The sequence below is a fragment of the Halorubrum cibi genome (genome assembly GCF_900182635.1).
Classification (GTDB): Archaea; Halobacteriota; Halobacteria; order Halobacteriales; family Haloferacaceae; genus Halorubrum; species Halorubrum cibi.
The window spans coordinates 1-13,746 of the sequence record NZ_FXTD01000016.1; the positions used below are offsets into that span (position 1 = coordinate 1).

Annotated in this window: 8 protein-coding genes and 3 pseudogenes; 7 read left to right on the forward strand and 4 right to left on the reverse strand. The window is 56.9% G+C overall.

The features are described from left to right. The first annotated feature begins 175 nt into the window (after positions 1-175). The gene (locus FN829_RS15245) at positions 176-997 is read left to right on the forward strand and encodes an IS5 family transposase (RefSeq protein WP_142987798.1); all 822 of its coding nucleotides are present in this window, start codon (positions 176-178) and stop codon (positions 995-997) included. Between the two features lie 259 nt (positions 998-1,256). On the opposite strand, the gene FN829_RS15255 is transcribed toward FN829_RS15245, so the two are convergent. After that, complete coding sequence (locus tag FN829_RS15255; protein ID WP_142987799.1) at positions 1,257-2,933, reverse strand: hypothetical protein; 1,677 nt, start codon at positions 2,931-2,933, stop codon at positions 1,257-1,259. Between the two features lie 379 nt (positions 2,934-3,312). Here FN829_RS15255 and FN829_RS15260 point away from each other — a divergent pair. From FN829_RS15260 to FN829_RS15275, 4 genes and pseudogenes are all read left to right on the forward strand, one after another. Beyond that, positions 3,313-3,947, forward strand: a pseudogene (locus tag FN829_RS15260) (IS6 family transposase). Between the two features lie 155 nt (positions 3,948-4,102). Continuing rightward, on the forward strand, positions 4,103-4,654 hold the full coding sequence (locus FN829_RS15265; RefSeq protein ID WP_142987804.1) for a DUF7342 family protein: 552 nt from the start codon (positions 4,103-4,105) through the stop codon (positions 4,652-4,654). A 17-nt stretch (positions 4,655-4,671) separates the two neighbouring features. Then, positions 4,672-5,160: a hypothetical protein gene (locus FN829_RS16495; RefSeq protein WP_142987800.1), complete on the forward strand. Its 489-nt coding sequence runs from the start codon at positions 4,672-4,674 to the stop codon at positions 5,158-5,160. Positions 5,161-5,531: 371 nt separating this feature from the next. After that, the gene (locus tag FN829_RS15275) at positions 5,532-8,237 is read left to right on the forward strand and encodes a hypothetical protein (protein WP_142987805.1); all 2,706 of its coding nucleotides are present in this window, start codon (positions 5,532-5,534) and stop codon (positions 8,235-8,237) included. 115 nt (positions 8,238-8,352) lie between these two features. On the opposite strand, the pseudogene FN829_RS15280 reads toward FN829_RS15275, so the two are convergent. From FN829_RS15280 to FN829_RS15295, 3 genes and pseudogenes are all read right to left on the reverse strand, one after another. Further along, positions 8,353-9,042, reverse strand: a pseudogene (locus FN829_RS15280) (Cdc6/Cdc18 family protein); the annotation flags it as partial. Between the two features lie 341 nt (positions 9,043-9,383). After that, positions 9,384-11,333, reverse strand: coding sequence for an oxidoreductase (locus FN829_RS16305; protein WP_142987801.1), 1,950 nt, complete (start codon positions 11,331-11,333; stop codon positions 9,384-9,386). A gap of 237 nt (positions 11,334-11,570) precedes the next feature. Then, a complete protein-coding gene (locus tag FN829_RS15295; RefSeq protein ID WP_142987802.1) occupies positions 11,571-12,548 on the reverse strand; it encodes an IS1595 family transposase in 978 nt (325 codons plus the stop codon). A gap of 222 nt (positions 12,549-12,770) precedes the next feature. Here FN829_RS15295 and FN829_RS15300 point away from each other — a divergent pair, with 222 nt between their 5' ends. After that, the gene (locus tag FN829_RS15300) at positions 12,771-13,202 is read left to right on the forward strand and encodes a TspO/MBR family protein (protein WP_246066564.1); all 432 of its coding nucleotides are present in this window, start codon (positions 12,771-12,773) and stop codon (positions 13,200-13,202) included. Positions 13,203-13,289: 87 nt separating this feature from the next. Continuing rightward, positions 13,290-13,658: pseudogene (locus FN829_RS15305) on the forward strand (SDR family NAD(P)-dependent oxidoreductase); the annotation flags it as partial. Between the last annotated feature and the right edge of the window lie 88 nt (positions 13,659-13,746).

The following is a 13,746-nucleotide window of genomic DNA, read 5'->3' on the forward strand; positions in this document are numbered from 1 at the left end:
TCGAGGATATCGATTTCCATGGCAGGTTCGATTTCCTCGGCTTCACCCTTCTAAACCGGTGATATCCGCTGATAAGATCGCTCTTCAACAGAGCATTTATTTTGGCTCTGTAGTTTCGCTAGACGTGAAGCCGACGACTCCGTTATTGCTGTAGAAAGCGAAGAGACAGATCGGTGTGAGATCCGAAATCCGTCTCTTCACGCGTGTTACGGTGGCTAAGGCTAAATCAGTTGTCGCTAATCCGGACGAACCCGCCGACCCCGAAGGGGGTGGCGGGTTCGCTGAATGGGCGATGCTCACCGTGCATGTACTCCGCATCGAGCTGGGCAAATCCTACCGCGTTGTGGTAGATTTGCTCTCAGAAATGCCCGGTGTCCTTGAGGAGATCGGGCTAACCAGACTTCCACACTACACGGTGCTTCGCATGTGGTTTGAGCGGATTCCGACCAAGACGTGGCGTGCGTTTCTCGGCGCGTCAGCCGAGAAACGCACCGGCCACGCTGCTATCGATTCGACTGGCTTTGACCGTGATCAACCCATCCGCCACTACGCTAACCGCACGAACTACCGCGTTCGAGCGCTGAAAGTCACCGCTCTCGTGGATGTCGAAACGCTGTACATCACCGACATCCACTCGACCACCTCGAAGAAACACGACGCGAAGATCGGCCCGCAGGTCGCTCGGCGCAACGCCGGCGACCTGCGGAGCCTCGCTGCTGATCGCGGCTACGACGCCAAAGCCTTCCGCGACGAACTCCGCGAAAACGGCATCAGACCGCTGATTAAACACCGGATCATGAATCCACTCGATCACGCTCACAACGCCCGCATGGACGGTGATCGGTACCACCAACGTTCCATGTCAGAAACCGTCTTCTCGTCGATCAAGCGCACGCTCGGCTCCGCCGTGCGTGCGCGAAGCTGGTGGTTAGAGTTCCGCGAAATGCTGCTGAAAGCCACCGTCTACAACCTTCGCCGGAGCGTCCGATTCCCGTGAAATCCGCTGCCGTGTACCGAAACTACAGAGCCCAATATTACTTACTGACGACAATCAGCGGGTCGGCGACCTCGTTGCAGATACAGTCGTCGTTAAGCAACAGTAATCGGAATATATCTGCTTGCCCTGTACTGATCGCGACTGGGGCAGAATATGTCACCTATTGAGTACTTCAATAGAGCCACCTATCCCTTTTTCAATCCAGTGGAACGCTCCGTACTGTGACTAGACCACCCTGTCACAAACTGTGTTGCTGTGTCTAGCTTCCTAGCGCTCTGGCGGTCGTGTTCTCTGTGCCAGCGGAACTGTTCGTTGGTGTCCGGATCTCGACTGATTCGTCGTCGTACACAGTCATAGTCTCGATCACAGTGCCGTTCTCAGCAACCCGTTGGACGATGACTGTCGGCGTCTCCGCAGTCGTTTCACTTGGATCTGTCTCTGTGGGTGTCTCAACTGGGGTCTCACCTGCGAGGAACTGTGTGATCGCATCAGTCTGTTCAAACGAATCGACGTCACCGGATCGTGCGTCGACAAATGCAACGTATGCAATCCCGCTGTTGTCTTCAGGGACGACGCGTACTTGCCAGTACTCTCGATCGTCGATAACTGTAAGGATCGGCTCGGCTGGCGTAAAGCGGTCCCAATCTGTTTGTGGCGCTGATTGCCTTACGAGGTCCGCTGCTCGCTGTGGGCCGAACAGTGAGTCGGCTGGCACGTAACGTTCGAAGGTTCCGTTTTGACCGTCGATGGTCCACAGCTCTTGGAGTCCCTGCGCGTCTCCGTACGGTTCGACGGCGACAACGTACTGCGGGCCCGATTCAGAGAGGATGAAGAACGGCTGGTCGTTTCCGTCCCCGGGAAGCGGTGCAATCTCGATCTCGTCTTCGTGGCTCGTGTACGTGTTGAGTATTCCGTTGCGATACTTCGTTGCTTCGACCGACTGGAGCGCAAGATCTTCTGGGTACAGTTGCTGGTTGTCGAGAATCGGGCTGGCTGCGGCCTCGGAGGGCGAGAGCGTATCGATCGAACCACTTGGATCGATGACGGCGACGCCTCCCCATTGTGGTGTAGAGTGCGGAAGTGGCGTCAGATGGAACTGTGGCTCCGAGTACGGGACGGCGATGTACTGCGTATCGTTGTGAATGACCATCTTCGGGTCACCGTAGTCGACAAGATACGCCTGCGATTTGAGGAGTCCCCACCGGTAGTTTCGATGGAAAATCGTTCCGACGCCAGTCTCAAGCTCGCCATCAACGGATCGTACATTCGCCTGCTGGGTCGTCATGTCGACGAGCACAGTCCCAGCCTGTCGTTTGGTGATCTTATTGAACAGGCCGTCTGGAGCGAGCGGTGCCGCCCAGTAGGGAGTCCCATTCACCACGCTGATATCTGTGTCACCGACTCGATACTGCGGCCGGCTGAGTGTGTTAGATGCGTACCGATCGGCAACCGCCCGCGTGACGATTCGCGGGTTGTCGGCATCTACATCGTCGAGTCGCTCAACGGTCGCCGTCTGACTCATCGTTTGGTCGCTCAAAGTGACGCCAGCGACCGCGTTGGCGACGGGTAGCAGCGCAAACGCGGCGATTACGAGTACGACCACCCCGACACGAAGTGGCGTAATCGTGTGGTCGCTGCTGGAGAGCACATTAACGACCGTCTCAACGCGATCGCCCGACCGTGTAGTGGCCCACGCAGCGACGCTGCCGGCAACGATGCCTAGCAACAGCAGCGGCGTCGTGTATACCGTATAGACGAGCCCGTGGAGCCACGGCCGGAAGAACCACCCTATAGCGACAGCAACGATTCCAACAATTCCAAGCGGAATCCACGGTGGGGATGACTCGTGCTGACCCGAGTCGCCTTGTGGCCAGTCGGTGAGATTGTCATCGGATGGCTGTTCGTCTGAATCGTCGGACGGGGGGCGTGTTGACATTGATCTGGACCGTGAGATTATGATTCTGAAACTCGCACGAGCAGGGTTGTGAGTTAGTAAGCTCGAATCGGCAGGTGCTCAGGACAACTCGCGGGTTGGGAGGGGCAACCTAATCGAACCATAAGATCGATCGAATTCTACCAGTAGATAAGTATTGTACAAACGACTTCGCCAGAACCTCATAATTCAGATGATACGTAGGCTGAAACAGCCGGTCGCTAGGGACTGCGAATTGACCATAGGATATTCATGATATCATCAGTTTAGTAAGCACTATGGCCCTCTCTGTCAGCAATCATCGCCTACAGCTTTTTGGCGTCTGCTATGGCGGTGTTCAGATAAGGATTGAAAGGTAAGCGGTGCGTTTTCAAAGTGATTCATGCCCGAAAACGACCGCCTCAGCGGCTGTTTAGACGAGATCAACGTAGACTTTGTGGAGCGAGAGGCAACACAGAAGTTGTTGATGAAGCTCAGTATTCAGCTTCATTTAGCGGGAATGTCGCTTTCGTATACTGTCTCGTTTCTTGAGGTATTCAGTGTTGAAAGAGTTCGCTCGACCGTTCATAACTGAGTTCACAAAGCCGACCTACAGCCGGAATCTGGGCGGAGCCCGAATCACGTTGCGGTCGATGAGACTGTGATTCGGCTTGACGGTGAACAATATTGGCTGTACGCTGCTGTCGATCCGGAAACGAATGATCTGCTTCATACACAGCTTGAACCGACGACAAATAACGCTCTCGCAGATCGGTTTTTCGCTACTCTCCGTGACAAACACGACATTGATGACGCAACTGTTCTCGTAGATGGATCAGCTTCACTTCAGCGAGCCTGTCGCAAACACGACCTCGATTTCAGATACGAACGACATGGAAATCGGAACAGCATCGAACGTGTCTTTCGTGAGATAAAACGTCAAACTACCTGTTTCTCAAACTGTTTCAGAAACGCCGAACAGAAACTGCTGACGAGTGGTTGAGATCGTTCGCTTTCGCATGGAATCAGCTTATCTGAACACTACGGCTACGAGCGAAATTGTTAGACTGAGCGAAGTAGGTGGGGTAGTTGACCATTTAGAGGCCTTTGTTCGCAACGCACTCTTGATTATACGAGAGCCCACAAACATATATGTGAGTATCGCGCGAACGATCTTGTAAGAGGTGCCAAAGATGTCCGAATCCTCGCGAGATGGGGTCCAGCCGTGGACTGAGTCGATGAGCGCCCGCGACCGTATTCGAGCGGTCGCCGAGACGCTTCGCGAACCGCGGTCGGTCAATTGGATTAGTGAGCAGGCCGACGCCGCCTGGAGTACGACTAACAAGGAACTCCAAGATCTCGTCGGTCAGGGCCAGCTGCGTCGCGTCAAGGCCGGCGAGACCACGCGCTATCAGCCGGACTACACGCGCCTACTCTTCGAGGAGATCCGGACGCTCATCAAGGAGAACACCCGCGAGGAGCTTCGCAACGAATTGGCCGCGATCACCGAGGAGATCGAGGAGTGGCAGGCGACCTACGACGTCGAGACGTGGGAAGAACTCGAACAGTCGCTCGCTGACGGCGACCTCGTGAGTACGGATCTTCGAGAGCGCCGCGACGCCATCGCGTTCTGGCGCGAGAACGAGGAAGATCGACGCCTCATAAAGCACGCACTGGAACTCTACTCCGACGTCGAAGCTGCTCGCAAACAGATGGCCGACGTGGCCGACCGCGCCACGAGCTAACCTCTCTTTCACACAGTATGATCTTTCTCGCTGGTCACGATCGCTATACACAGCGGACCCTTCTCAGCGACATCCACAACCGATTGACGAATCAAGCGGGGTGTGAGGACGTACGCTATCGCCCGTCTCGACGCCGACCACGGTACGTCATCGCGGATGTCGATCCGGCGATATTCCTGAGTAACTCATACGATGCGGCGACCGCACGCTTGGAAATTCGCTTCTGGTACCCCACTGGCATCGACCATGAATACTATCGCATCAACTGGGCCGAACCGAACCGAAACCTGATGCTCGGCTTCCACCAGGATGCCGACCATCCAGACCTTGGCCCTTGTCACATCCAACTCAACCACGAAGACACGCCGGTTGACAGACACAGCGCGATGTTTCTTGATAGGCATCCACTCGCTGCCCTCGATGACCGACTACAGCAGTTCTCGGCGGCTGTGGAGGCAATTCGCTGGGAGAATGAGACGCCCTCACTTCCTACTTGGCCGGTCTAGACAGCGAGTTCATCAAGCGTTTCGCGTGAGATTCTCGGATTCCACGATGTCACGTTACAATTATCGCTCGCTCGTTCTTGGCTACAATAGCATAACCGGAGCTACCGACACGCAGAGACTACAGCAATGATTTGATTCATCGACCGTTTTTATACGCGGTGTCGATATATCGGCGCATGGTACGTCCCTCCCGTCGCCGCTTCCTCGGAGGAAGCGCCCTGACGCTCGCAGCGCTGACAGGTGTTCTCGCCCCCGAAACCGGCGCACGTGTTACTGACCGACCGAGTGATCTTGACATTGATATCTCGCCACCGTTTGCCGACGCATTTCTCCCTGTTCCGGCGAACGATGCGTTGTCAACGACGTACGCGATGGTCATTGCGGAGCGCGTCGACGCCGACACAGAAGAGGACCTGAGCTACCGCGCCCGTTCTGTCTCGGAGCGTCTCGACATCGACGTCGACGAGTTGGCTGCGACCGTCACGACCACGCCGTCTGAACGGGGGGTTCAACTGGTGACCGCAGCCGGCGGGTTCGACCGCCCCGACCACGGTGAGACGATTGCCGTCGGCGAAGGGGGCGATGAATCGACCGACGATCTCCCCGACGAAGTCGAGACGACGGACGATCTCCCTGCCGGCTGGCGGCTCACCGAGACAGACGAAGCCGCATTCGTCACCAGTGAGGGTGTCGCGGCTGCTGCGACTGCCAGCGGGTATTCGCCACATCCACGCGGCCGTTCGGACTCGTCGGCAGACGACATGAGCGAGCGACGGCTCGAAGCTGCTCGCGTTGCCGGCCGCGCAGCCGCCGACGAGGTCAATCGCTTTGCGGAAACGTCGCTGGGCACGGCTGCCCTCCCTCGGCTTGGTGGCTTCGAAACGGTGCTTTTGGCTCCGGATGTCGACGAGGGTCCATCTCCGCTCTCGATTCCCGACGACGTAGACGCGTTTGCTGCCGGCTTTGAGACCGCCCCTAACGACCTCAGAGATATCGAGGGAACGGCGGAGAATGCATACGTGATCCGTCCGGCTGGTGACACCGACGACCTCGACGACGAGACCGTCGAGCGACTCGTGCGGACCATCGACCCCGCTGTCCCAATCGAGACGGACATCACCCGAACCGACGGAGTCATCCTCGTCGACGCCGTCGTCGAGGCTCCGCCAGAACGTGACCGTGAGGCGTCGCCGGACGCACGCGTCCGGTCACAGTTCGACCGCGCCGCCGGCACCGTGACGTTCGAGCATGTTGAAGGCGAGGCGGTGCCGGCCGACGAGCTGGAGGTGTGGCACGACGGCGAGGAGGTGAGTGAGACGGTTCTCGACGGTGAGAAATTCACGGCAGGCGATGAGATCACTATTGAAACCGGACTGATTGCCACCGTCATGCTGCGGTGGTTTGACCCGGACGCAAATGTCTACGACACGTACGCTCGCGAACAGGTCGATCGTGAGGCGTTTGACGTCGAGTACGACATGAATGCCGAGACGTTGGAACTCAGCTACGAGGCCGAGCGCTCCGCCGACGCAAGCAATCTTCGGCTGATCCACCGCGGCGAAGGAGGCGTCCAAACAGTGGGCGAGGAATTCACCGACGGAACGCTCGAACCTGGCGATACAGTTACCGTCACGGACGTGTCGATTGGCGACAGTGTACAGCTAACGTTCGACGTTGAAGAACCGATGGGCGGCAGCTCGCTCATCCATTACCGTGCCCGTCCCCCGCACGTATGGATCCACTCACACGCCGAGGACGGGACCACAGTTAGGTACGATGGCGAGGAGTCCCGTCCTGCTGACGCGTTCGTGACTCTCGTCGACGGAGAGCCAGCCGACACACAGTTCGCTGATGACCATGACACCCTCTCTGGCGACGAACAGTTGGTTCTCGGTGACCTCCCACTGGGGAGTATGGTCGCAGTTGAGTGGCACGAGCCGGACGAGCCGGTTATCATCGCCGAACACGAGGTCGTTCCGAACACGCACGCATCGATCGAGTACGACCCAGACGCCGGCGAGGTTACGGTCCAGCACCGAGGTGGCCGAGCGCTTCCAGCCTCGGAGTTGGAGCTACAGGCCGGTCGGACGCCGGCCGATGTCCAGCCCGCGGACAAACTCGACGAGTTTGGTCCGGATGACTCGTTCACCGCTCCAGTGCCGCCGCTTTCGCGAGTCCGACTCGTGTGGACCGGCGGCGATCGCGAACACCATATCGGCGGTACGACTACGGCACGCGACGCAGTCGCTGCGACCTACGATGCTGACTCCGAGGCGATGACGATCGAGTACGTCGGCGAACAGCCTGCCGACCCCGAACGACTGCGCGTGTCGGTGAACAATACTGGTGACTTCCGGGGGCGAGAAGACGATCAGGAGTCGGCCTTTGCGGCCGAGCACGACGAACTAACCACAGGAGACACGATCACAGTCGACGACGTCGGGCTCGATGACACCGTTGTCGTCAGCGTCCACACCGAGTTCGAGAACGGGGCGGCGACCAGTTCCGTCGGTCACTTCTCGGCGGCACCCCGCCGCGGATTCATCGTTGATGATGGCGGAAGGGACAGCGATGGATCGGAGACGACGCTCCGCTACGTCGGCGAGGTCCGCCGTAACGCCGCTGCCTTCCAAGTGCTGATCGATGGTGCGCCTGCCGACGACCAGCCCGCCGATGATACGGACCAATTGACTGGTGGAGAAACGCTGTCGCTCGGTGAGCTGTCCACCGGCACAACGATCACTGTCGAGTGGACTGCTGGCGACGAGACCCGAACCGTGACCGAACACGTGATTCCCCCGGAGGCGACGTTCGAGATCCTGTATGAACCGGCTGCGGATGGCGACGGGGGCGTCGTGACGTTCACCCACGCCGGCGGTGACGCGCTTGACGCTGACCGGGTTGATGTGGTCGTGGAACCCGCAACCGACGGATTGCGCTCCTGGGACTCCGACGCCGATGAGGTGACCGCCGGCGACGAGACGAGCGTCACGATCGACTCAGAGCCTGGGATGGCCATTGTCGTCTTCAACGAGAGCGAGGTCCTCCACCGCGAACCGCTTAACCAGGACAGTTAAAAGGCGTTCGCTGAGAACTTTTCCCCCAGTACCGAACCTCAGACGCATGGCTCTGGTCAGTCGCACTTGCTCAGGACCTCGGGTTTCATTGGAGTGGTAAACTGAGGAGCGAATCTCACGCCGATTTACACGCTTCCACGACGAGTTCGGGTGCGTCAACGAGTTGATTCACTGTATGCGCGCCTTTTCCCTTTCCGCGGCCCTTCCGGTCTTGCTCGATCAACGAGAGAAACGCGAGTTCAGAAAGGAGATCGCGGACGCGACGGATTTTCAGCGGGTCAGTTCCCTCACGTTCACAGACGACTTCGTAGGCGGAGTACACCTGCTTCGAGGGGATCATCGCGTCATCCTCGGTCGACTGTTGCATCTGGAGAGCGAGCCCTTGAAGGAGATACTTCGAGTGCTCGGGTTGCTTCCCGATGAGTTCGGCTAGTCTCGCCTCTTCCTCGCGTTCGTGTGCTTCATCGACGTACTCGACACGAACGCGGTCGTCGCCGTGTTCATCAGCGATCTCGCCGGAATATCTGAGAATGTCGATCGCCTTCCGGGCGTCACCGTGTTCTTTCGCCGCGAGTGCTGCGACCTTCGGGATCACGTCGTCATCAAGGACATCTTCCCGGAATGCGTCGGCTCGTGAGTTGAGAATATCGCGCAATTGATTTGCGTCGTACAGTGGGAACACGAAGTCGCGTGCGGAGAGACTCGATTTGACGCGCTCGTTGAGCGATTCCTTGTATCGAATCTTGTTGCGGAACGAGTACGATCTGACTCGGTAGGTCGACCACACGGAACCGCTCTCCGTGGCGGTCGCGAAGTTCTTTAGAGAGATAGATCCTCCCTCTGTCGTCGGTCTCGGTCGTCATATCCTGTCATTCAAGTGGGAGGATAGCCAACTTTTCCCAATTTCAATAGACTACTCCCGTCAACAGTATCTAACTGTCAGTTAGAAGCACTCCCAATTTTCGACGCAAACGAACAAGAGACGATGACACAAGCGGAACGGGGAGAGATGTATCAAGTATGGGCAGAGTATCGAAAGAACTTGCGGACAGATACAAAATCCGAAGAGTGACTAGAGAGAAGCTGCTCGGAGTCACCGATCTGGAAACAGACCGTTGAGACGGTCTGAAAAAATATATTCGATGCTCAGAGTTCCGTCGCCGTCTCGAAAGCCTCCCAGACCGTTTCATCGAGCGAACGGGGTGCCCAGCAATCACCGACTCGGTGGACCGGCACGTTAGCATCTGAGAGGGCGCGGTACTGCTCGTAGTCGGCTTCACCACCATGAGCGAAGACGACGGTGTCCACGCTGTCGCGGCGTTCACGCTCGTCGTTGAAAACGTTCTGGAGAACGATTTCGTCAGCCTCGACAGCGTCGACTCGATGGTGTGGTGTCAGTGTGGCGTCCTCGGCATAGAGATTACCAAGGAGTGTATTTTGGATGTACTGCTGGACTGATTCGCCCGGCGTGTACGTGGCTGTGACGATCTCGACATCGGCGCCGGCATTGATAGCTTCGGAAGCGGCATCAAGGGCGGCCTCGTTCCCATCCCAGTCAGCGACGAGAACCTCGTCTCCGAATGGATCGTCGGCACGGAGTGCTTCAACCGCGGTGTACGATGAGACCGACCCAGCGACAGGAATGTCTGGTCTACGCCCGGTTGCACCCGTCGCGAGGACAAGTTCGTCGGGATCGTAGGCGGCGACGTCGTCCGGATCAAATTGCGTATCGAGTTCAACAGTCACGTCGTGATCGTCGAGACGTGATGTGAGAGTGGCCAGCCAATCTTGGTAGCGTCCACGGTGGTCAAGGTTGGCGTAGGCGGTCACCTGCCCACCAAGGTTGCTGGTCGCTTCGAGAAGAGTAACGTCGTGACCCCGTTCGGCTGCTGTCGTTGCTGCGATGAGTCCAGCTGGACCGCCACCGACGACGAGGATTGATTTCGGTGTCGTCACCGAATCAAGGTCACTGTATTCCGCTTCGCGACCGGTGACCGGATTGATAGTACAGCGAATCGGCAAGCCTTCTTGGTACCGGCCAATACACCCTTGATTACAAGCGACGCAGGGAATCACGTCATCCCACTCCCCGGCTTTCGTCTTCGCCGGAAGTTCAGGATCGGCGATAAGCGCCCGAGTCATCCCGACCACGTCGGCACCCGTCTCGGTAAGCATGCGTATCGCCTTCTCCGGCGTATTGATACGTGAAGTGACGATCGTCTCACCATCTACCGTCTGATCGATGACCGTGGCGGGTGACCGTGTGACCGTTTCTGATTCGGTGGCCGGTGGGACGATGTAACTACAGCCTTCCTGTGTACTGGAGCTGCCGACCACGACACTCCAATAATCGAGGGTCGCCGCGTCGTCGATGTGTTCGATGATTGGGAGCGTCTCCTCGAATGAGAGACCTTGTTCAGAGCGTTCTTCAGCGCTGATCCGGATCCCAACCACGAAGTTATCGTCCGTGTGTTGGCGAATACGTTCGGCAATCGCTACAGTGAATCGACATCGATTCTCGAGCGTGCCACCAAACTCGTCGTCTCGGTTATTGATATTCGGGCTCCAGAATTGCGCTGGCAGATAGCTGTGTGAGCCGACGACCTCGACACCATCGAGGCCAGCTTGCTCCATCCGTACCGCTGCGTCGACGAAGGCGTCGATCATCTCGTACACTTCTGTCGTCTCCATCGGCCGCGGAATGACGTTCAAGCGGTCAGTGGGTTCATCAGAAGCCGAAAGCGCGGGCGGCGCGTACTCACCGGCGTAGCGCTCACGTCCGCCATGAAAGAGTTGCGCCAGAAGACGAGTATCGGCCTTGTGCATCGCCTCAGCAAATGGTTCGTACGTCTCCACGATGTCGTCGGTGCTGGCGTCGATTGTGTGATCAGTCAACAGACCACTTTCGTGGACGGCGTGGGCTTCAAGAACCACCAGTCCCGCCCCGCCGCGCGCTCGCTCAAGGTGGTATTCGAAGAAATCATCAGTTGGAAGATAGTCCTGAACGAGCGTCGTCTGGTGGCCCGAACTCATAATTCGATTTGGTAGTTGAATCGATCCTAATTGTGTTGGGTCAAAGAGGGGAGCATGCTCCATATGTCTTCAAAATCAGTTATGAATTTTAAATTTAGGATAGATATTTGCTCGTGTTGCCAGTCATGCCAGACACTTGAGCAGTTGTCTCGAGATGAACGGACAAGCCACGGCTGATAGCAGAGATCTCGTGGAACAAATCACTCTGTTGATCACTGCCGAGCAAGCGGTTCCTTGCCAGTTACTCCTGATCGACTGAAAGACGAGATGTCTGGGCAATGGCTCGAATTCTTCTCGCTCTTATGTAGAACTACGGAAAGCCCCCATAACAAGGCAGTCGATGGTGATTTCGACGGATGCGCCTGTGAGATTCAGCGATCTAATGATTCCGAATGTATGAGCGGCCTGTTCCAAGCCTTGCTTGGACAGGCCGCGGAACTTCCGCAGCCACGGTTGAACAAGCGAAAACAGACATTCTGCCTGATTGATGTGGACTCCATCAGGCGATACGTACCTCTCTTTGTGGACGACAGTTCGGTGATCCCGATCCATCTCGCGGTACGCTTGGAGTCCATCTGTCCAGACCTCTCCCAGCCGCTGGGAGAGGTCTTCAGCTTCCTGAATCACTGGCTCAAGGTCGCCTTCGTAGTCGATCCCGCGCTGTCCGCGAATTACACGAAGTGAGTCGCGGCACGCCGCGACGAGCGTCAGCTGGTCACCATGACGCCCTCGCCAACGTGATCGGCCAGTGCGCGACGAGCCGCCGCGAGAACGGCTGTTTCGCGGCGGCTCTTGACCTTTGTAACCAGAACAGACTTTGCCAGATTCGTCGACCTGTGTCGGTCCATCGACGGTCTGGTTAAACAGTTTCCAGGTGAGGGGGAAGCCGCGCTGAACCGCGGCTTCCGCCTCCCGAATCGCTGTGTGAATTGTTTTGTAAGCACGACCGAGCAGCGGCGCAATCTGGTTGATGCTCAGCAGTGTATCTGCGTAGAGGGTGAAAGCGAGAAGCACCTCACCGCAGGAGAGGTGCTTCTCGTGAAATGGCGTTCCATGGGTGTATGCTGGCTTAAATTCGCAATTACGACACCGAACTCGGTCGTGTTTCTCCCACGTCATAATACTCTGGTGACCGCAGCGAGGACAGGATGTATTCTCCCAGAACTGCTTGAGCCGCCGCTCGATGCGGGCATCGAGCGGCTTCGTGTTGATCTCGATAACTCCGAGCTCGATCAACTGCCGAAACATCCCACCAAACGCTGGCTGAGCAGAAGGCATATTGCCAGATTAGAACTGTCTGAGTGTAATTATACGGGCTTTCCGCAGCTCTACATAAGAGCGATTCTTCTTAACCAACAAATCGGCCGAGATATCTCCTGAGTTGGTTAACAACCTACTGGCCATCATACTCGACGCAACCACTACCCGTACTCGAAGAGTACAGCAGATATGTTTCGCCAATATCGACTGACGACACGTGAGGGAGTTATCGCCCTCGGCATGATTCTGGCAGTGAACGCACTCGGGGCATTACCGTCGGTGTTCGCTGGCGCAGATACGGATTGGATCAATCGGCCGTGGTTCTATCCACCGGAAATTCTCTTTCCGATCGTCTGGACACTCCTGTTCACACTCATGGGTGTGGCCGTATTCATTGTTTGGCGGCATGGAACGAATCAACGATCAGTCCGAGTTGCTCTCGCCACATTTGGCATCCAATTCATTTTAAATCTAAGCTGGACACCGGTGTTTTTTGGGCTCCAACGGCCTGATCTGGGGTTAGTTGTGATCGTTCTGCTGTGGATCACAATTGTCGCCAATATTGTAACGTTCGCTCGCGTCAGTCGTATCTCGGCTACATTGCTGGTTCCGTATCTTGGGTGGGTTTCGTTCGCAGTCATACTCAACTACGCGATCTACGCTAGTGGATAATCCGATCCGGTAACATTTCCAATAAGTATATGACGAAAGATTGTGAATAGAGATGGTGTCACGTCCAATGGCGTGTCGATTGATATCATGAACGGAATCCAAGACGGAGTCGCGGTCGTCACTGGCGGTGGATCGGGAATCGGGCGACAGTCGTCACTTCGGTTCGCCGAAGAGGGGGCGAAGGTCGTTGTCGCCGACGTCGACGAGGACGGCGGCCACGAGACGATTGAGATGATCGAGAGCGACGGCGGCGAAGCGACGTTCGTCAAAACAGACGTCACTGACTCTGACGATGTAGCCACGATGGTACAGACGGCGCTCGACGAGTATGGTGGGCTAGATTTCGCACACAACAACGCTGGCATCGCAGATGAGGGAACTCGTCTTGCCGAGTACGACGAGGCGGAATGGGATCAAATGATTGATGTGAATTTGAAAGGTGTCTGGCGTGCTGTGTTGAATAGATGCTGAGTCACGGTCACAGCGGCTCACACAGCGGTTCTATGTTGGTGATGGCGAACATCAAGACAATCTCACGGAACTG